Origin of the sequence: Spirosoma radiotolerans (assembly GCF_000974425.1) — a bacterium.
In the GTDB taxonomy this organism is placed as follows: Bacteria; Bacteroidota; Bacteroidia; order Cytophagales; family Spirosomataceae; genus Spirosoma; species Spirosoma radiotolerans.
Genome location: NZ_CP010429.1, coordinates 4,008,789 through 4,027,868, shown reverse-complemented (window position 1 = coordinate 4,027,868; position 19,080 = coordinate 4,008,789). Strand labels below are relative to the sequence as shown.

The window sequence follows — 19,080 nt, the reverse complement described above, 5'->3', positions numbered from 1 at the left end:
TTACCAGTATCTGATTTACCATATGAGAACGGCTATTACTCGCATACTACTGATGGGGCTCGTGTTGGGTCTTACCTTGTCCAGTACATATGCTCAATATGCATACAAGATTGCCAAACTGAAATACAATGGTGGGGGCGACTGGTATGCGAACAAAACCTCGCTGCCAAACCTGATTAAGTTTGCCAACGCCAATTTACGCATGAACATTTTCCCGGAAGAGGACATCGTCGAGCCGGGAAGCCCCGATATTTTCGGTTACCCGTTTGTACACATGACTGGCCACGGAAACGTGACGTTCAGTGACGGCGATGTCCAGAACCTGCGCCGTTATTTGATGTCAGGTGGATTCCTGCACATCGATGATAATTACGGGCTGGACAAGTTCATTCGTCGGGAGATGAAGAAGGTGTTCCCTGAACTTAATTTTATTGAATTGCCTTTCAACCATCCCGTTTACCAGCAAAAATTTAAGTTTGCCAGTGGACTGCCCAAAGTACACGAACATGATGCCAAAGCACCGCAGGGTTTTGGGCTGATTTATCAGGGGCGATTAGTGTGTTTTTATAGCTACGAGTGCGATTTAGGCAACGGCTGGGAAGATCAGAGTGTATACAATGACCCTGAACCGGTTCGTCAACAGGCACTACGGATGGGTGCCAACCTGTTACAATACGCAACGACAACAAATTAATTAAAGTATTATTTGAGGAAGGCAAGCCAAACCCCTTTAAATTTCGTTAGTTTTGTAGGAGTATTCTTATGTTACAGTAATCTTCACCCTTTAATAGTCATCATTGTGATTGTACTGGCCGCGTTCATTGGACACTGGTATTTGTCATTGTTCTGCCAAACGTTCTTTCTGCACCGCTATTCTGCCCATAAAATGTTCTCGATGAGCAAATTTTGGGAGCGGTTTTTCTATGCTTTAACCTACGTATCGCAAGGGTCGTCGTATTTAAGCCCACGCGCTTATGCCGTGCTTCACCGCATGCACCACGCCTTCAGCGACACTGAAAAAGACCCTCACTCTCCGCATCATACCAAAAATATCTTCACCATGATGTGGAAGACGAAAGACATTTATAACGCCGTTCTTCACCGGAAACAACCCATCGAACGCCAGTTTGATCGGAATTATCCTGAGTGGAGTTTCATCGAAAAAGTAGGTGATTCCTGGGTATCGCGGGCCGGATGGGCTGTACTCTATAGCCTGTTCTATGTCTTCGCGTTCATCTACTTAGACATGCACTGGGCCTTTTTCTTCCTGTTGCCGGTTCACTTCGTGATGGGACCCGTACACGGCGCCATCATCAACTGGAGTGGTCATAAGTACGGTTATTCAAACTTCGACAACCAGGATCAATCGAAAAATTCCCTGATTCTGGATGTGGTTATGATGGGTGAACTGTTCCAGAACAACCATCATAAACGGCCCAATGCCGCTAATTTTGGGGCCAAATGGTTCGAGTTCGATCCAACCTTCCCCGTCATTGGCGTGCTGCATAAGCTTCACATTGTGCGGCTGAGACCATCTGCCGAAGCCAAAAAAGCCCAGTTTGAAGTTGGGCATGACCGCCTGGTCGAGGTAGAAAAGGAGGTCGAAGCCTAATCGCTCAATATCTGTATAAAAAAAGCGCCGACTGATCGGCGCTTTTTTTATATATAGCAGGTGAAATACATTCAGTTAGTATAACTGCTTGAGGTAACGTGAATTATGAGACCTTCGGCCGCGTAGCAGACCAATGTTTGTAGCAAGATAGCTTGGGGAAAGCTGAGCGTGCTACAAACATTTCGTACTTACGGCATTTAACTGCTTCATAATCAGTTGTATGTTTCCTGGGTTCGCGTTAAAGTAGATGGGTGGCAATATCCTGCCAGGTCTTCATCCGCCGGAATTGCTTGTCATCCCGATTATGAAGGGCGTCAAAGAGAAGGCCTTCTCCCTTAAAGGTGTGCAGATTTCGGGGTAAGTCATCAATGAGGTAGTCCGTATTGAGCACACTCTTGTCGCCCAGAAAGATGTAATTGTGCCACGTAATTTCGGGAAAGTGTTCCTGAAGCCAGTCCCACTTTTCGCGTAGGGAGTTCGGAAACTCCTGAGCCGCCGAAGCCACGAATACGTCGTACTTCTGCATTAGTTCGGCGATGACTTCTTTTGCGCCCTTCATGACTGGAATATCCCGAAAGAAACCCGGTTCATACACCCGTTCGGATATTACCTTATATTCATTTTCGTCAAATAGCTCGTGAAACGACTTTTCTTTTAGCTCCTCAAGCGTGTATCGGGGTGTTTCGCCTTCCAGATATAACTGGATAAACTTGGCGTGAGTATCGGCCATAACATCATCCATGTCGATGGCAATGCGTTGTTTCATACGAACAGAAATTGAATTTTTATGCGCTGGTAGCTGTAATTGCTTCTAGAAGTCAATCAGGGTAATCAATTAAATCAGTTAAATCCTGGTTTGAATTGCTCCAGGTAATCGGCCACACGACGCACAAACTGACCGCCCAGTGAGCCGTCCACAACGCGGTGATCGTAGGAGTGAGACAGGAACATCAACTGCCGTATACCAATGAAATCACCCTGTGGTGTCTCAATAACGGCGGGTTTCTTGACAATGGCGCCAAACGCCATAATCGCCACCTGTGGCTGGACAATAATGGGTGTTCCCATCAAGTTGCCAAAGGTACCAATGTTCGAGATCGTGTAGGTTCCCCCCGCCAAATCGTCGGCGGTGAGTTTGTTCTCCCGGGCGCGTTTGGTTAAGTCGTTGACTTTTTTGGTCAGGCCAATCAGGTTATACTGGTCAGCATCGTGAATGACGGGCACAATCAGGTTACCACTTGGCAACGCAACTGCCATCCCGATATTAATGGCTTTTTTGACGATAATTTTATCCCCTTCGACGGACACATTGATCAGTGGGAAATCTTTAATGGCTTTCACAATGGCCTCCACCAGAATAGGTGTGTAGGTCAGGTTTTCGCCGGTTTGCTGCTTAAATTTATCCTTGACCTGGGTGCGCCATTCCACGATGGGCGTCAAATCGGCTTCAACGAATGAACTGACGTGGGGAGAAATCTGCTTCGACTCCACCATCCGCTGCGCAATCATTTTCCGCATTCGATCCATCTGAATAATATCCGACTGGCCGTTCAGGGAGCCATTGGATGACGTTTCTGGCTGTGCTGGGCCAACGGGTAGGGGGAGGGGCGCCGGTGCAACTGATGAAGAACGGTGCTCGGCTGGCTGTTCTACAGACTGCGCGGGTTGAACCCGGCCTTCCGCCCGATCAATCACATACGCAAGAATATCTTTTTTGGTAACCCGATTCTCAGCGCCGGAACCCGGAATACGGTCAAGTTCATCGCGCGAGACGCTCTCTTCTTTCGCAATATTCAGGACCAGGGGTGAATAAAACCGATTGTCGAAAACAGGTGTATCACCTGCCAGTGTCGTCGCCGAAGTGGCCACGGCTTTCGCAGCAGGTACTGACCGGCTGCTCATGGCTAAAATGCTTGCCTCCAGTTCGCGGGCCGCGGTAGAAGCCTCCAGTTCATCGGTTTCCTGAGGAGCCGGAACGTTGGCTACATCGCCAATGCCTACGGGCGTCTGATTGGTATTGGCAGCTTCTTTTGCCGGTGGTGCGACAGCCGGATTCGTGTCCTGACCGACGGCCTCCTCAACCTCAATGCGGGCAATAGGTGCCCCTACGGCTACAACGTCGCCATCGTTGACCAGGATTTCTTTCAAAATGCCATTGTGTGAGGCTGGGACTTCGGTATCCACTTTATCCGTAGCTACTTCCAGTACCGATTCATCGGTTTCAATACGGTCGCCCGGTTGTTTGAGCCAGGCAATAACCGTACACTCCATTATACTTTCGCCCATTTTGGGCATGACCATGTCAATGAGAGCCATGTGTTTTTAATGATGACCGGGTCGCCGGTGCGATGATGAATTATAAATGATGAATAAGTAGCGAACGGAATACTCAGGTCTCATCTATCATTCATCATTGGTTTAAAATTTCTTCCCGCAGCATATTGAGCAAATAGGTTGTGGTCAGTTGAATGTTCTGATCGCGGTATTGGCCTAGTTTGAGCAGTCTGGTAACGGTTCGCTGGTCGGTGGCGCAGGCAATCCAGACAGTGCCGACGGGCTTGTCGGGTGTGCCACCACCGGGACCAGCAATGCCGCTGGTAGCAATACCTATATTGGTGCCTAATGCTTTCCGAACGCCCTCCGCCATTTGCCGAATGGTCTCTTCGCTGACGGCTCCGTATTGTTCCAGGGTGTCGGGTTGCACCCCCAATTGGGCTACTTTAACGCTGTTGTTATAACTAATCACGCTGCCCCAAAAATACACTGATGAACCAGGCACTTTCGTAATTTGCGCCGATAAGTAGCCACCTGTACAGCTTTCGGCCGCAGCAAGTGTTTGCTTTTTTTCCGTCAGGAGCGTGCCCACCACCGTTTCCAGTTCGTCGTTGTCGAAGCCATAAACGTTTTTCTGGATAAGCGGCATCACGCGGTCTACCTGCTCGGCTAACTCCTGATCCAGTCGGGCATTATCGTCGCCGGTGGCTGTTAGCCGTAGTTTTACTCCGCCAAAACTGGGTAGATACGCTAACTTGATGTGATCGGGTAGGGCATCCTCCCAGGCTTCGATGCGCTCGGCCAGAAAGGATTCGCCAATACCGACGGTTCGAATCATTTTGTGCTTAATGATGGGCGTTTTGAAGTGCGCTGTCAGCTTGGGTAAAATCCGATTCGTCATGAGATGTTTCATTTCGAATGGTACACCCGGTAAAGACACATAAACGCGCTGGTCATGCTCAAACCACATGCCGGGCGCTGTGCCCCAGTCGTTCTGAATATAGACAGCATTGGCGGGTAAGTCGGCCTGAGCGCGATTGAGGTCGGTCATTTCGCGCCCTCGTTTCTCAAAGAAACCCGTTACCAGCGCCAGCGCCGATTCGTTGCGGACCATGCCAACGCCGAAATACGTACAGAGCGTTTTCTTAGTAATGTCGTCTTTGGTAGGGCCTAACCCACCCGTAATAATGATCACATCAGCGCGTTGATGCGCTTCGTGGAGACTTTCCAAAATAGCATCGGCCTGATCGCCAACCGATGTTTTTCGAACCACACGAATGCCAATGTTCGTTAATTCGGTTCCAATCCAGGCCGTATTCGTGTCGGTGATTTGCCCAAACAATATTTCGTCGCCAATGGTAATTACTTCGGCGCGGATGGAGTTAGTCATGTTAACTGAGTATAATGCAAGGCAAGGATAGGGTGTGACATTTGTGCGATCGGGTAGTCAATGTATCACAACAAATTTTTGGTGTCCACTTTACTTTAGCCATTCGGTGCTGTCAAAAGTACGAAAAAACGATTTAGGGCCATTGACCGTTATGAAATGGCAACCTGTTTAATTCAATCCTATGATGAATAAAAAAGTTTTCGCAGCCGTGTTGTTGGCTCTTGTTGTTAGTCAACGTGGTTTCGCTCAGGATTCGGCCGCAACAAAGAGCAATTCACAGCCATCAGCCGGTGGTATATTCGGTAAAGTGCTTAAAGCCGTAACGAATGCATCGGCTGGCACATCGGGCGGACTGAGCAGCAGTGACATTGCTACGGGCTTGAAAGAAGCCCTTCAAATTGGTATCAGTAAGGGCTCTGACCAAGCGTCGGCTGTGGATGGTTATTTTAAAAACCCGTTACTTAAGATTGCCTTTCCCCCCGAAGCCCAGAAAGTAGCCTCGACACTTCGCCAAATAGGCTTAAACAAACAAGTCGATCAGTTCGAACTGTCATTGAACCGGGCTGCCGAAGATGCCGCCAAAAAGGCGAAACCGGTATTCATCAAGGCGATCACGTCGATGACGATCCAGGATGCAGTCGGTATTTTGCGGGGCCAGAATGATGCGGCTACCCAGTATCTGCGCCGGACATCGGGCCAGCAACTGATAACCGAATTTACGCCCATTATTGACAGTACGCTGAAGAAAAACAACGCGACAAAGTACTACAGCGAATTGGTTAACACGTATAATAAAGTGCCATTCGTGCAGAAAGTAAACCCCAACCTGACGCAATATGCGACTGGCAAGGCTGTTGATGGCCTGTTCATTTTAGTCGCGCAGGAGGAGCAGAAAATTCGCGAAAATCCCGCTGCCCGGGTGACGGATATTTTGAAGAAGGTATTTAGCAAACAGTAAACCAGCGAAGCACGGCCCTTAGCCGTGCTTCGCTGGTTTACCCTTCCATAAAAGAGTCGTTGTTGATATATTCGAGCTTGTTGTTCCAGACGAGGGCTATCTGCGTAGCTCGCTGCCGTACCTGGTCGGCCGATTCGCCCGTAAAATTTTCGGACAGTGTCGCTGAAAACAACTGGAGCCACCGTTCAAAATGCTCGATCGTCAGCGTGTGTTTCTGATTGATGATCAGGTGCGGACGGAATGGATGGCCATCATAGGCGTTGTTGCCCAGGATCAGCGACTCCCAGAAAGCATACATTTTGGGCAGGTGTTTCGACCAGTCGACCTGTGCTACATTGGTGAAAATAGGACCAATGAGTGAGTCTGCCTGTACTTTTTTATAAAATGAATCGACCAGAAATCGAACAGCTTCCGGTGAATCCAGTGTTCTGGTTGGCATTGCGGTCTTGTTATTTCTAAAATAACCCCGACTTAGATAGAAAACGTTTCCTCATAAGCAGGTACGTTGAAACCAAGCGCAACAATTTGTCCATCCGCTTCGATCAGCGGACGACGAATAACGGATGGCTTCTCCATCATCAGCGATATAGCGCCCGCTGCATCGGTAGGCTTGTCGTCATCAGGCAGCTTTTTCCAGGTCGTTCCTGCCCGGTTCACTAACTCCTCCCACGGCTTTTGCATCAACCAGCGTTTAATCGTTTCCTGGTCAATACCCGATTTTTTATAGTCATGAAAATGATACGCTATAGCGTGTTCCGCCAGCCAAACGCGGGCTTTCTTTACCGTATCGCAGTTGGGAATGGCATATAAGGTGTACATAATGACGGCTAATTTGGGACGAAAATACCTAAAATGTCGTTTGGCGTAGAGACGAGGATGAATGTTTGTTCAGCTTCACATCACGGGTTTCCGACCGCACTATGTATTTTTGTTCCTATGAAAAAATCAGACATCCACTTTTCGGTTGAATTAGACAGCCAGAATATCCCCGAAAAAATATACTGGGAAGCCACCGATAACCCAAACGAAGGACTTAGCGATACACGGGCCATTGCCATTTCTCTTTGGGATCACTACCACAACAGCACCCTTAAAATTGACCTATGGACCAAGGACATGGAGGTGATTGATATGAAGCGATTTATGATCGAAATCATGAGTGGCATTGCGGATACAGCGTTGAGTGCAACGGGTGATCAGCGCATGGCTGACGACATTGAGAAAACCTGTCAGGTGTTGAGCAAGCGGCTGGAGGAGGAGATTAAGCAGCAAAAACAGCAGCAACAATAGCGGATACCAGCCTGATAATTTTGGTCGTTAATTTGCTAAGACATACCCGTAACGACTGCCCTTATTTATGAAGAAAATACTTCTGCTACTCCTGGTAGCTCATATTACGCTCGCCCAGAAGGCCGGTATTCAGTTTAAGACAACGCCCATTGCCAGCGTATTTCAGGAGGCTCGCCGGGCTGGTAAACCCGTATTCGTTGAAATTTTTTCGCCCACCTGCCATACCTGTCAGAGCTTTATTCCAACGTTGGCTGATGCTCGGGTTGGCAAGTTTTACAATACGAAGTTTCTGAGTACTAAGCTGGATATTGGCTTGCCGGCTACCCAGGCGTTTTTGAATAGTCATCGGTTATTTGTGCCTTCGTTGCCCTTGTTTCTGTATTTCGATCCACAGCAGAACCTGGTCCACTTTGCCATGAGCAACAACACGACAGACGAAGTGATTCGGCATGGGTCCAATGCGCTGGATCCGCAGGCACGCAGCCAAACTATGAAATCACGGTATCAGCAGGGCGAGCGGTCAGCGAATTTCCTGATTGACTACGCGATGTACGCCCGTGTTACCAAGGATACGGTAGCCAATATGGCGGCCATGACTGAGTATGCCCGGCAGCAATCACCAGCTACTTATGCCAACCAAACCAACTGGCTAGCGCTCCAAAAACTGGTGTTGGACTTTGAAAATCCGATGTTTCAGTACATGCTTGGTCACATGGACACATACCGGAAAGCGTATGGGGCCGAGCCGGTATTTCAGGTAGCTGAAAATATTTTGATGTCGTCTTTGTTTAGTGGGCGTGGGGCACAATTTCCCATCACTAAAATCTTACAGGTCAAGCAGGATTTGATTAAAATAGGCGTTGATCCGAAAGTAGCCGCCAACAGAACCCTATTGCCAGAAGTCAACGCGTATTTTCGGGCTCACCAGACCGCTAAAGCCGCTGACCGGATGGACAATCAGGTCAATACGAACCAGTTGACCGTACCTGAGTACATGTATATTACCCGGTTGTTCAACCGGTCAAGTCCCGACGCCGTAGATGCGCCTACGGTGGTGAAGTGGGTGAACAAAGGTCTTGCTTTAAAACCAGGGCCTAAAGAACAGGCTGATTTATATTTTGAGTTGGCTGAAGCCTACCGTCGGGGCGGCAAAATGGCAGATGCCCAGAAAGCAGCCCAAAAATCCATGGAACTAGCACAGGCCAGTCGGCTGGATACCCGCCGGAATGTTGAGCAGATGGGGAAACTGAAATAAGTGTGTAGTTTGTGGTTCGTAGTTAATTACTAGATAGTCAACTACGAACCACAAACTACACACTTATTTCTGATACACCGGCCTGGTAAAAGGCGGTTGAAGAAGAAGATGAAATGAGTTTTCGTCGCCTAAAGACACCGCCCGGCGGAGGTCATTTTCCGCCTGTGGTAACTGACGAACCTGAATTCGGGCTAAGGCCCGCCAGCGATAGGCGTCGGGCTTTTCATCCCGAAAATGCCAGACCGCTTTGTCAAACTCCCGAAACGCCTGCTGGTAGTCGTCAGTGTAATAGTAGGCAATCCCACGGTCTAGGTAGCAGTCGGCCAGCGTGTTATCCCGGTTGATGGCCTGGGTTAGGTCGTAAATGGCCGAATAGTAATTCTCCTGAACCAGTTGGCATTTCCCGCGATAGGCATAAGCAAGTGCTGACTTGGGGTGCTGCCGAATAACTTCATCAAAATACCGATGGGCTTCCGTAAATTGTCGGTTTTCCACCAGGTTTATTCCCTTCTGAAATCGTTTTCGGTCTTTGTCGGCTGACGTGTCGTGGTCCATCAGGAAATACCGGATAGTCAGATACATCACAAACAGCAGACTTAACAGTACAACTTCCATAACCCAATCCGGTTTTCTTCCTGCTTTGCTAAATTAAACGTTCATGTCAATCTGAGCAAGTGCGTCGCTTAGATTAGTTCGGCCTGTATAGCCTTTGGTAAGCTCTTTTTAACGAGTTCGTATGAGTGGTCGATCCACTCCTGAATATCGGCTGTCCGAACGTGCCCATTTAGCGTGATTGTGTTCCAATGCGTCTTGTTCATGTGGTAACCGGGTGTTACAGCGGAATGTTCTTCCCGTAGTTGAACGGCTCGTTCCGGATCACATTTTAAGTTGATCGTTGTTGGCTGACTTTCGGTCGCCAACAACGCAAACATCTTACCGCCTACTTTAAAAACCAGAGCGTCGCCACCAAATGGAAACGACTCTGTAGCATGTGGTTTGCCAATACAATAGTCGCGCAGGGTTTCTGTATTCATCGAACGCAATGACGAACGGTGTAAATAATGATAGCCACCAGGAACATGAGTATCGAAATACGATTGATGCCGTGCATCATGCGTAGGTTCACACTAGTTGGATGGTTCGGATCTGGCTTACGAAATACACGAAGAAAGTAAGCGAAAACAGGACCTATTTTTAAATAATCAATGAATTTGTTCACAGCGTTGTTGTTTTAATTAGTTGGCTTGCGTTTGGCTGATGCCCGGCTCGTTGGCAACTTGACCTACCGTAAAGCCAAAAACTGGAAACGGATTATACAGTTTCTAACGAAGGCTCCAGCCACCGGCTATCTTCCCGAATGAGCTCAATTAATTCGTCAACGGCACGGTCGGCAGGTACAGATTTCTTGATAACCTGTTGTCCCCGGTAAAGCGCAATCTTATCACGGCCAATACCGACATAGCCATAGTCGGCGTCAGCCATTTCACCCGGCCCGTTCACGATACACCCCATGATACCGATTTTAACTCCTTTCAGGTGATCGGTGCGCTGGCGTATTCTGGCCGTTGTTTCCTGTAAATCAAACAACGTTCGGCCACAGGATGGGCAGGATATATATTCGGTTTTGGTAATGCGTGTGCGGGCTGCCTGTAAAATACCGAAGGATAAACTATTCAGCCGTTTCAGTTCATCGACAGAGGGGCTGGCGCTCGACAGCATAACGCCATCACCCAGTCCGTCAATGAGCAGACCGCCCACATCCGTAGACGCGTACAGAGGCAGGTCCTCTTCCGGAATGTCAGGGTAGTTCCTCAGAACAACAACGGGCGTTGTGATATCACGGTTCATCAGCTCGACAACTAACCGACGCAGCTCTGGCATAGCGTGGGCATTCTCGGTTGAAACCAACAGCACGACCGTTGTATCGTTCTTCACGGTATTCATGAACGCATCGGATAATTCGGCCAACGATGTCCGAACAAAATTCAGCCGCGCCTGTACAGGTACCTGACCTGCGCGAGCCGACATATACTCCTCAGTCGTCAAGACAGGAAATGTATTGACCTGATCAGAAAGGGTTTGCCAGGCCGCATAGTTCAATATCTGTTTCAGCCCATTAGGCAACATAAATTGAGCGGGCGTTGATCCTGTATAGATGTAATCAGCTCCCAAATCGTTCATCCGCCACTTGTCGGGTTCGGGTAAATAAAAATGGCCGATCGGGTGGAGCACGTTGACATCTGCAACTGGTATCTGACTAAAATCGGCAATGACACGCGGTACATTCTGACCACCGAAATTGACCACTTCATGCGTGATTCGCCGACTGTATTGAAATGGATTGACTGGATACTTTGTGATGGCCGGAATGGGCGTGCTGCTGGCTGCCCGGTTCGTGTACCGATCGATCAAGGCCCTGGCAACGGGCGCTTCCCGTTCAGGTTCTTCGGTTAACGACACACGAACTGTATCGCCAATCCCATCTTCGAGAAGTGTACCAATGCCCAGCGCGGATTTGATCCGTCCGTCTTCGGCTTCGCCCGCTTCGGTCACACCCAAATGCAACGGATACGGTTTCAAGCCCTCTTCGTCCAGGCGTTGTACCAGCAACCGGTAGGCCTGTACCATGACCTGTGGGTTGCTCGACTTCATGGACAGCGTAATGTTGTAATAATTCTCGGCCTCGCAGATGCGGAGAAACTCCAGCGCCGACTCAACCATGCCAACGGGTGTATCGCCATAGCGACTCAGAATCCGGTCGGAAAGAGAGCCATGGTTGGTACCGATCCGCATGGCCGTTCCATATTCTTTACAGATACGGATAAGCGGTAGAAACTTGGCACGAATCCGCTCCAGTTCAGCGGCATACGCGTCGTCGGTATAATCGATGAATTCGAAGCGTTTCCGGTCGGCATAGTTTCCGGGATTGATCCGGACTTTTTCGACAATACGGGCGGCTAGTTCGGCCGCATTGGGTGTAAAGTGAATATCGGCTACCAGGGGTGTTGTGTAGCCTTGGACCCGGAGTTCCTTGCGAATATTTTCCAGATTCTGTGCTTCTTTTACGCTTGGCGCTGTAATGCGAACGTATTCGCAACCCGCTTCAATCATCCGGATCGCCTGCTCCACTGACCCTTTCGTATCCATCGTGTCTACGGTCGTCATCGACTGTACACGAATGGGGTAATCGGAGCCCATCGGGACGTCTCCAATCGTAACCGTACTAGTCCGTCGGCGGATGTACTGAGTTAGGGAAGGGGTATAGAGAACTGCGGAATCAGGGCGCTCCGGCGTGCCGGTTACGACTGGTAGAGAAGGAGAAAGCAACGAATCGAGCATACAGGTATCGGCTGGGCCGTTTGACCGGACAAAGGTACTGAAAAAGCGATTTCCGGCACCTAACCCGTTTGTTTTGAAAACGTAAGGGTAAAGATAAATGTTCGCTTCGTTGAGTACTATCTACAAATTGATTGGGCACCCATTGGGTAGTTTTTGAAAAACAAAAACGAGCGCCGGGGCGTTAAAAACACAAATGTTCAGCCAGTCATGTCGTACTGTGAGGGGCAGCTATACAACCTGGTTATTAATAGGAAATAGAGATGAAAACTAAATTGATGAGTGCGTTTGCACTGGCATTTATGTTTAGTGTCGGAGCCTATGCTCAGGACACAACAGCATTGAGTAAAAAGGCCATTCGGCAACAGGAACGTGCCGAACGGAAAGCGCGTGTAAAAGAAGATTTGAAGAATGCGGGCCAGAGTGTGGGCAATGCCGCTTCAGAAACGGGTCAGACGATTAAGGAAAAGGCAAAAGTGGCCGATGAAGCTGTCAGCAAGGGAGCGAAGAAAGTGGGTAGTACGGTCAATAAAGGCTTAGATAAGGCTGAAAACGCCATTGTTACAGAAGGTGACAAGCTGAAAGCAAAGCGGGATTCGGCGCGCGCCGAAAAAGCTCGTCGAGATACGTTATAGAAGGGAGTTGAAACGAATCAAAGTCAACTGGTTATCTAATTGGCTTGACATAATGAACCGTCGAAATAGGGCTCTCTCTTTTTCATTCTCACCGGGTTTCAACCCGATGAGAATGAAAAAACACCAGCGCTTAATTAGTACGAATCAAGTAGGCGGTCGGGTTTGTAAACAAAGAATAGTGCTTTTATTCCAGTTTAACGCTGATACTAGGATATTTTCCTCGCCAATGTTTCCAGCGCTTGTGCGACCATAACCAGTCAGATGGATTCCGGCGGATGGAGGCTTCCAGCACATCCCGATAACCTTCCATGATGGCCCCTAATGGGAGATCCTCATAAGGGGGCTCTGCAATGAGCCGGAATGTCACTTCATAGTAACTCCGGCGCACACGAACAATATCAAAGAAGAACACAGCCAGTTTCCGACTTCGGGCCAGCCGCTCGGAACCAGGATAGAAAGGGGAGTCTCGATGTAAAAAATCAGTCCAATAGGCTTGTTCAGGTACATCGGGCACTTGGTCGGAGATGAGGCCAATAATCCGCGGAATGTGCTTACGAATGACCATCTGGCGAGGCAGCAGATGCATCGATGTAGGAACTGGGCCCAAATGCGACCGAATGTGAAGCAGTAATTTCTCGAAAAATGGATTGGTCAGGGGTTTGTAGATACTATCGACTGGCATTTTGCTGAGGACCAGGGCTGCCGGAATCCATTCCCAGTTTGCCTGGTGAGAACTCATGCCAATGATGGTTTGACCCGCTAAAATTCTCGACTGGATCAGGTCGATATTCGGAAAGTGGATGTGTTGCTGAAAGAATTCAGGGGGTAAACTGGGTTGTTTGATGGTTTCAACGATCAGGTCAGAGAGGTTTCGATAAAATCCTCTGGCAATCTGTTTAATCTCATCCGGCGATTTCTCCGGGAAAGAAAGCCTCAAATTTTCCAGGATAACGGCTCTACGATAGCGGATTACGTGTAGCAGAAGGAAGGACAAAACATCGGAAATGCCATATAATACCGGAAGTGGCAAACGCGATAGCAGTCGGAAAAAGATCATTTGACGAATATAGGGCGAACGTAAGGCTAAAGGCCGGTTTGCCAGGAAATTAAAAAAATGCTAAAATCAGTTGATAGTATCGCTTTTTTGCGTTACTTGTGAACGGATAGAACGTTAGCGTTATTGAAAAAAGATAAACCAGCGCTTCAAGAACGAGATTTACTCATTGATCTGCATTATTTACCTTGCATCGACTTTTTTTCGGGGCTAATGCAGTTTGACCGGGTGCAGCTTGAAGCCCAGGAGCATTACCAGAAGCAAAGTTACAGAAATCGCTGCTACGTTCAGACAGCAAATAAAGTTGAAGTCCTTACGGTGCCTGTGCAGCAGGGGACGCATCATCAGCCAATTCGCGATCTGCGGGTGGCCAATGACCAGTCTTGGCAACTACATCACTGGCGATGTATACAGGCCGCTTACGGCAAGGCACCTTTTTTTGAGTACTTTGTGCCCGACTTTGAGCCCGTTTATCAGAAAAAATGGACTTTTTTGTTTGACTTGAATTTTGCGTTGCTGACAATTTGTCTGAAACTGATCCGCCTGAGGGTAAACCTGAGCCTGACAGAATGGTACGATAAAACTCCGCCGGTCGGCCTATTTGACGCCCGCTCGAAGTTAAATCCGCGAAATAAGCCGGAAACGTATATATTCCACCAGCCAGCCGTCTACCCACAGAATTTTGGCCAAGAATTTGTACCAAACCTGAGTATAATAGACCTGTTGTTCTGCCAGGGACCGGCCACTTCGGACGTGTTATTGGCTGGCCTTCGGGAGTGAACAAATCCTTAAAACTCTTCGTTAGGCCTATAGTACGGTTACCTAAGGAGACCCTAAAACGAATGGAAGCAAAATTCTCAAACCGCGTTAAGGAAGTTATCACGCTGAGTCGGGAAGAAGCCTTGCGCTTAGGCCACGATTATATCGGCACAGAGCATCTGTTGCTGGGTATGATTCGTGAGGGTGAGGGTGTAGCGGTCGGGCTGCTGAAAAAACTTGGCATCTCGCTCGATGAACTCCGGGTTACGATCGAACAGGCAACGAAAGGAACGGCCACCAATAATGTGAAAAATCTGGCGAATATTCCGCTGACCCGTCAGTCGGAAAAAACGCTGAAAATCACCTACCTGGAAGCTAAAATCTTTAAGAGCCCGCTCATTGGAACGGAGCACCTGTTACTGTCGATTCTGCGCGATGAAGACAATGTCGCCACGCAGATTCTCAACAAGTTTAACGTTAATTACGAAGTCATTAAAGAGATGCTGGAATATCAATCAACGGGAAGCCGCCCCACGATGGCAAGCGATACCGACGATGATGACAATGACCGGGGGATGTTTGGTGGCAGTAGTAGTTCCAGCTCAGGAAAAGATCCTAAAGGCACCGAGAAATCGAGAACGCCCGTGCTGGATAACTTCGGCCGTGATCTGACCAAGCTTGCCGAAGTAGGCAAACTCGATCCAATTGTTGGTCGCGAAAAAGAAATTGAACGGGTCGCTCAGATTCTGAGCCGCCGGAAGAAAAATAACCCGATCCTGATTGGCGAGCCTGGCGTTGGTAAAACCGCCATCGCTGAAGGTCTTGCCCTGCGCATCGTGCAGAAAAAAGTTTCACGGGTGTTATTCGGTAAGCGTGTTGTCACCCTTGATCTTGCTTCGCTTGTGGCTGGTACCAAATACCGGGGTCAGTTTGAAGAGCGCATGAAGGCCGTGATGAACGAACTGGAAAAATCGCCGGAGGTTATCCTGTTCATCGATGAGTTACACACAATCGTTGGTGCCGGTGGTGCGTCTGGTTCGCTTGATGCATCGAATATGTTCAAACCAGCGTTAGCGCGGGGTGATATTCAATGTATTGGTGCAACGACCCTTGACGAGTATCGTCAGTATATCGAAAAAGATGGTGCGCTAGCCCGCCGTTTCCAGATGGTGATGGTCGATGCCACGTCAATCGATGAAACCATTGAAATTCTGAATAACATCAAGGATAAATACGAAGATCACCACCACGTTAACTACACCAAGGAAGCCATCGAGGCAGCGGTGAAATTATCGGAACGGTATATCTCGGATCGTTTCTTGCCGGACAAAGCCATCGATGTGCTGGACGAGGTAGGTGCTCGTGTACACATCTCGAATATCACAGTTCCTGAAGATATTCTGAAGCTCGAGGAGCAGATCGAAAATATCAAGAAGGAGAAAAATCAGGTTGTTAAAAGTCAGAAATACGAAGAAGCAGCCCAGCTTCGCGATAAGGAAAAACGCCTGATTGATCAGCTCGACCGTGCGAAACAACTTTGGGAAGAAGATACTAAGAAACGCCGTTACACGGTCAACGAAGAAAACGTTGCCGAAGTCGTAGCGATGATGACAGGTATTCCGGTCACAAGTGTATCAAACGATGAAGGTAAGAAACTTGTCAACATGGGCGAAGAACTGAAAGGCCGGGTTATCGGTCAGCAGTCGGCCATCGACAAGTTGGTGAAAGCCATTCAGCGGACACGTGTCGGTTTGAAAGATCCTAAGAAACCAATCGGTTCGTTCATCTTCCTGGGCCCAACGGGTGTTGGTAAGACGGAACTGGCCAAGGTGCTTGCCACGTATCTTTTCGACAAAGACGATGCGCTGGTACGGATCGACATGTCGGAATACATGGAGAAATTCAGTGTAAGCCGGTTAGTAGGTGCACCTCCAGGCTACGTTGGTTACGAAGAAGGTGGTCAGTTGACCGAAAAAATTCGCCGGAAGCCATATAGTGTTGTCTTGCTGGACGAAATCGAAAAAGCACACCCGGATGTGTTCAACATCCTATTGCAAGTGCTTGACGATGGAATCCTGACGGATGGCTTGGGTCGTCGGGTGGATTTCCGGAACACGATCATCATCATGACCTCTAACATTGGGGTGCGTGACCTGAAAGACTTCGGTGCGGGTATTGGTTTCGCAACCAAGAAAAGTGCCGAAAGCCAGGATGAATTGATGAAGAGTACGATTCAAAGTGCGCTTCGGAAAGCATTCTCGCCTGAGTTCCTAAACCGTCTCGACGATGTGATTGTGTTTAACTCGCTGCTTCGCGAAGACATTCACAAAATCATTGACTTGATGTTAGGCAAACTGCTGGGCCGGGTTACCAACCTTGGCTACACCGTTGAGCTGACAGAAAAGGCAAAAGACTTCCTGGCAGAGAAAGGGTATGATCCACAATATGGTGCTCGTCCATTAAGCCGCGCCATCCAGCGTTACCTCGAAGATCCCGTTGCAGAAGAGATTCTGAAAGGCGAATTGAAAGAGGGCGATGTGATCCTGGCCGACTATAGTGGCGAAGGCGAAGTGCTGACCATTACGGTGAAGAAGCCTGAAGTAGCTGTCGAATAGCCTTTAAGTAGTTAATATAAAAAGCGGCCTGACTATTGAAGTCAGGCCGCTTTTGTTTGTAACGCAGACAAGATGTTCGCTTGATCAGAAAAAAACAACACCACCGCGTTACAGGCTCTTTGCCTTCACCTGATCAATATAATATTGCGATGTACGCATGGCACTAGCCAGGATCGTCCACGTTACATTTTTGTCTCCCTGTGTAACAAAAGGAGCGGCATCAACGACGAATAGGTTTTTGACATCGTGCGCTTGCTGGTACTTATTAAGGGCTGACTTCTGCGGGTCGTTGCCCATGCGAACGGTGCCTACTTCGTGAATAATTCGCCCGGGCGCGGCCAGGCCATAGCCATGTGCCGTATTGGGGCCTGGTTTCGGACCCAACGCAATGCCACCCATCGAATGAATAATTTCCTCGAAAGTATCTTGCATGTGTTTAGCCTGCTTCACCTCATAGTCCGACCATTTGTAGTGGAAACGTAGGGTTGGAATGCCGTATTTATCAACGGTATTGGGGTCAATATCGCAGTAATTGGTTTCGAGGGGAACCGGCTCACCCCGGCCCGACATGCTTATGTAGGCACCGTAAAACCGCCGGTAGTCATCTTTCAGGCTGGCCCCGTAACCGCCACCCGTTTTCATTTTGCCATCACGGCCGGGCACCAGGTTATTCATGGATTCGATGCCGCCACCAAAGCCGTAGCCCGGCATACCCATTCCACCACCGTACTCGATATGATACCCTCGGGGAAAATCTAATTTCTTGTTATCGAGCCACCAGGGTGTGAAAACGTGCATACCACCAACGCCATCTTCATTGTAGCGTTTACGGTCCATCAACGCTGGAATGAATCCGGAACGGCTGGCTCCAGTGGAGTCATTCAGGTATTTACCGACCACGCCACTGCTGTTAGCCAGTCCGTTGGGAAAACGGGAAGACTTGGAGTTAAGCAGAATTCGGGCTGATTCGCAGGTACTGGCGCCCAGCATCACCGCTTTCGCCCGGACGGTCACTTCTTCCAGTGTGCGGTTGTTTACGTAGCTCACTCCTGTAGCCAGACCAGTTTGCGGATCGGTTAAGACTTCACGGACCATAGCCCCATTGATCAGGGTTACGTTGCCTGTCTTCACGGCTGGAATACATAACACCGATGAGGCTGAAAAATCAGCATATGCCTGACAGCCCCGGTTACACTGGTGGCAATAAAAACAGGAGCCTCGGTCTTTGTTAATCGGCTTAGTTAGGATACTCAAGCGCGAGGGAATAACCGGAATACCAATGCTTTGAGCGCCTTTTCGAATCATCAACTCATGCAGGCGTGGCTTGGGTGGTGGCAGAAAGATACCGTCAGGTTCATTCGGATAGTTCTCAACGGAGCCAAAAACGCCAATCAGCCGGTCTACCTGATCGTAATAGGGTTTAAGGTCGTCGTAGCCAATTGGCCAGTCGTCGCCAACACCTGACAAAGAACGACGCCGGAAATCATCGGGGCCGAAGCGCATGGAAATACGACCCCAGTGATTAGTGCGTCCCCCCAGCATTCTGGACCGAAACCAACCAAATTCAGTACCTGATTTAGCCGAATAGGGCTCTCCATCGATGTCCCAACCACCCCAGGCCGCGTCGAAGTCTCCGCCAGACCGAGCCGCCGTACTGGCACCACGGCGGGGTGATTCCCAGGGCCATTTCAACTGAGTAATGTATTTAGGATCAGCCGGGTCGTAGTAGCCGCCTGCTTCGAGCAGAACAACTTTGGCACCGGCTTTGGCAAGCATGTAGGCGGCCATACCGCCCCCTGCACCCGAGCCGACAATGGCTACGTCGTACGTGAGTGGAGCCTTTTTAATCTGTGGAATGTCCATCCGATGAGTACTGGTTTAGGAAATTAACAACTGCTGGTA

Annotated in this window: 19 protein-coding genes; 8 read left to right on the top strand and 11 right to left on the bottom strand. The window is 49.0% G+C overall.

The window, feature by feature from the left end; genetic code table 11:
• Positions 1 to 52 precede the first annotated feature (52 nt).
• Both SD10_RS16395 and SD10_RS16390 read left to right on the top strand, forming a co-directional pair.
• Positions 53 to 694, top strand: coding sequence for a DUF4159 domain-containing protein (locus tag SD10_RS16395; protein WP_394330473.1), 642 nt, complete (start codon positions 53 to 55; stop codon positions 692 to 694).
• 105 nt (positions 695 to 799) lie between these two features.
• On the top strand, positions 800 to 1,612 hold the full coding sequence (locus tag SD10_RS16390) for an acyl-CoA desaturase (protein ID WP_046575147.1): 813 nt from the start codon (positions 800 to 802) through the stop codon (positions 1,610 to 1,612).
• Between the two features lie 238 nt (positions 1,613 to 1,850).
• Here SD10_RS16390 and SD10_RS16385 read toward each other — a convergent pair whose 3' ends face one another.
• The 3 genes from SD10_RS16385 to SD10_RS16375 form a co-directional block, all read right to left on the bottom strand.
• Positions 1,851 to 2,378: a 5' nucleotidase, NT5C type gene (locus SD10_RS16385; RefSeq protein WP_046575143.1), complete on the bottom strand. Its 528-nt coding sequence runs from the start codon at positions 2,376 to 2,378 to the stop codon at positions 1,851 to 1,853.
• Between the two features lie 74 nt (positions 2,379 to 2,452).
• On the bottom strand, positions 2,453 to 3,928 hold the full coding sequence (locus SD10_RS16380) for a dihydrolipoamide acetyltransferase family protein (RefSeq protein ID WP_046575141.1): 1,476 nt from the start codon (positions 3,926 to 3,928) through the stop codon (positions 2,453 to 2,455).
• Between the two features lie 94 nt (positions 3,929 to 4,022).
• Positions 4,023 to 5,276, bottom strand: a complete 1,254-nt coding sequence (locus SD10_RS16375; RefSeq protein WP_046575139.1) for a competence/damage-inducible protein A — start codon at positions 5,274 to 5,276, stop codon at positions 4,023 to 4,025.
• A 181-nt stretch (positions 5,277 to 5,457) separates the two neighbouring features.
• On the opposite strand from SD10_RS16375, the gene SD10_RS16370 reads away from it, so the two are divergent.
• Positions 5,458 to 6,234 carry a DUF4197 domain-containing protein gene (locus SD10_RS16370; protein WP_046575137.1) on the top strand — a complete coding sequence of 259 codons (777 nt, stop codon included), beginning with the start codon at positions 5,458 to 5,460 and terminating at the stop codon, positions 6,232 to 6,234.
• 37 nt (positions 6,235 to 6,271) lie between these two features.
• Here SD10_RS16370 and SD10_RS16365 read toward each other — a convergent pair whose 3' ends face one another.
• Positions 6,272 to 6,673 (bottom strand): group III truncated hemoglobin, encoded by a 402-nt coding sequence (locus SD10_RS16365; RefSeq protein WP_046575135.1) that lies wholly within the window; start codon positions 6,671 to 6,673, stop codon positions 6,272 to 6,274.
• A 32-nt stretch (positions 6,674 to 6,705) separates the two neighbouring features.
• Complete coding sequence (locus SD10_RS16360; protein WP_046575133.1) at positions 6,706 to 7,053, bottom strand: ArsC family reductase; 348 nt, start codon at positions 7,051 to 7,053, stop codon at positions 6,706 to 6,708.
• Between the two features lie 117 nt (positions 7,054 to 7,170).
• Between SD10_RS16360 and gldC the strand changes: the two genes are divergently transcribed.
• Together gldC and SD10_RS16350 are read left to right on the top strand one after the other, a co-directional pair.
• Positions 7,171 to 7,524, top strand: coding sequence for a gliding motility protein GldC (gene gldC, locus SD10_RS16355; RefSeq protein WP_046575131.1), 354 nt, complete (start codon positions 7,171 to 7,173; stop codon positions 7,522 to 7,524).
• Positions 7,525 to 7,591: 67 nt separating this feature from the next.
• On the top strand, positions 7,592 to 8,779 hold the full coding sequence (locus SD10_RS16350) for a thioredoxin domain-containing protein (protein WP_046575129.1): 1,188 nt from the start codon (positions 7,592 to 7,594) through the stop codon (positions 8,777 to 8,779).
• 63 nt (positions 8,780 to 8,842) lie between these two features.
• Here the strand turns inward: SD10_RS16350 and SD10_RS16345 are convergent, their stop codons facing one another.
• The 4 genes from SD10_RS16345 to ispG form a co-directional block, all read right to left on the bottom strand.
• A complete protein-coding gene (locus SD10_RS16345; protein WP_046575127.1) occupies positions 8,843 to 9,394 on the bottom strand; it encodes a tetratricopeptide repeat protein in 552 nt (183 codons plus the stop codon).
• Positions 9,395 to 9,462: 68 nt separating this feature from the next.
• Complete coding sequence (locus tag SD10_RS16340) at positions 9,463 to 9,813, bottom strand: MmcQ/YjbR family DNA-binding protein (protein WP_046575125.1); 351 nt, start codon at positions 9,811 to 9,813, stop codon at positions 9,463 to 9,465.
• Positions 9,810 to 9,998: a DUF6728 family protein gene (locus SD10_RS29150; protein WP_082111620.1), complete on the bottom strand. Its 189-nt coding sequence runs from the start codon at positions 9,996 to 9,998 to the stop codon at positions 9,810 to 9,812. The genes SD10_RS16340 and SD10_RS29150 overlap by 4 nt, the downstream gene beginning before the upstream one ends.
• Positions 9,999 to 10,090: 92 nt before the next feature.
• A complete protein-coding gene (ispG, locus tag SD10_RS16335) occupies positions 10,091 to 12,118 on the bottom strand; it encodes a (E)-4-hydroxy-3-methylbut-2-enyl-diphosphate synthase (protein WP_082111619.1) in 2,028 nt (675 codons plus the stop codon).
• Positions 12,119 to 12,378: 260 nt separating this feature from the next.
• On the opposite strand from ispG, the gene SD10_RS16330 reads away from it, so the two are divergent.
• A complete protein-coding gene (locus SD10_RS16330) occupies positions 12,379 to 12,750 on the top strand; it encodes a hypothetical protein (RefSeq protein WP_046575122.1) in 372 nt (123 codons plus the stop codon).
• Positions 12,751 to 12,934: 184 nt separating this feature from the next.
• Here the strand turns inward: SD10_RS16330 and SD10_RS16325 are convergent, their stop codons facing one another.
• On the bottom strand, positions 12,935 to 13,807 hold the full coding sequence (locus SD10_RS16325) for a lysophospholipid acyltransferase family protein (protein WP_046575120.1): 873 nt from the start codon (positions 13,805 to 13,807) through the stop codon (positions 12,935 to 12,937).
• Between the two features lie 123 nt (positions 13,808 to 13,930).
• Here SD10_RS16325 and SD10_RS16320 point away from each other — a divergent pair, with 123 nt between their 5' ends.
• Positions 13,931 to 14,584: a WbqC family protein gene (locus SD10_RS16320; RefSeq protein ID WP_046575118.1), complete on the top strand. Its 654-nt coding sequence runs from the start codon at positions 13,931 to 13,933 to the stop codon at positions 14,582 to 14,584.
• Positions 14,585 to 14,646: 62 nt separating this feature from the next.
• On the top strand, positions 14,647 to 17,178 hold the full coding sequence (locus SD10_RS16315) for an ATP-dependent Clp protease ATP-binding subunit (protein WP_046575116.1): 2,532 nt from the start codon (positions 14,647 to 14,649) through the stop codon (positions 17,176 to 17,178).
• Positions 17,179 to 17,286: 108 nt separating this feature from the next.
• Here the strand turns inward: SD10_RS16315 and SD10_RS16310 are convergent, their stop codons facing one another.
• Positions 17,287 to 19,041: a GMC oxidoreductase gene (locus tag SD10_RS16310; protein WP_046575114.1), complete on the bottom strand. Its 1,755-nt coding sequence runs from the start codon at positions 19,039 to 19,041 to the stop codon at positions 17,287 to 17,289.
• Positions 19,042 to 19,080: the final 39 nt, after the last annotated feature.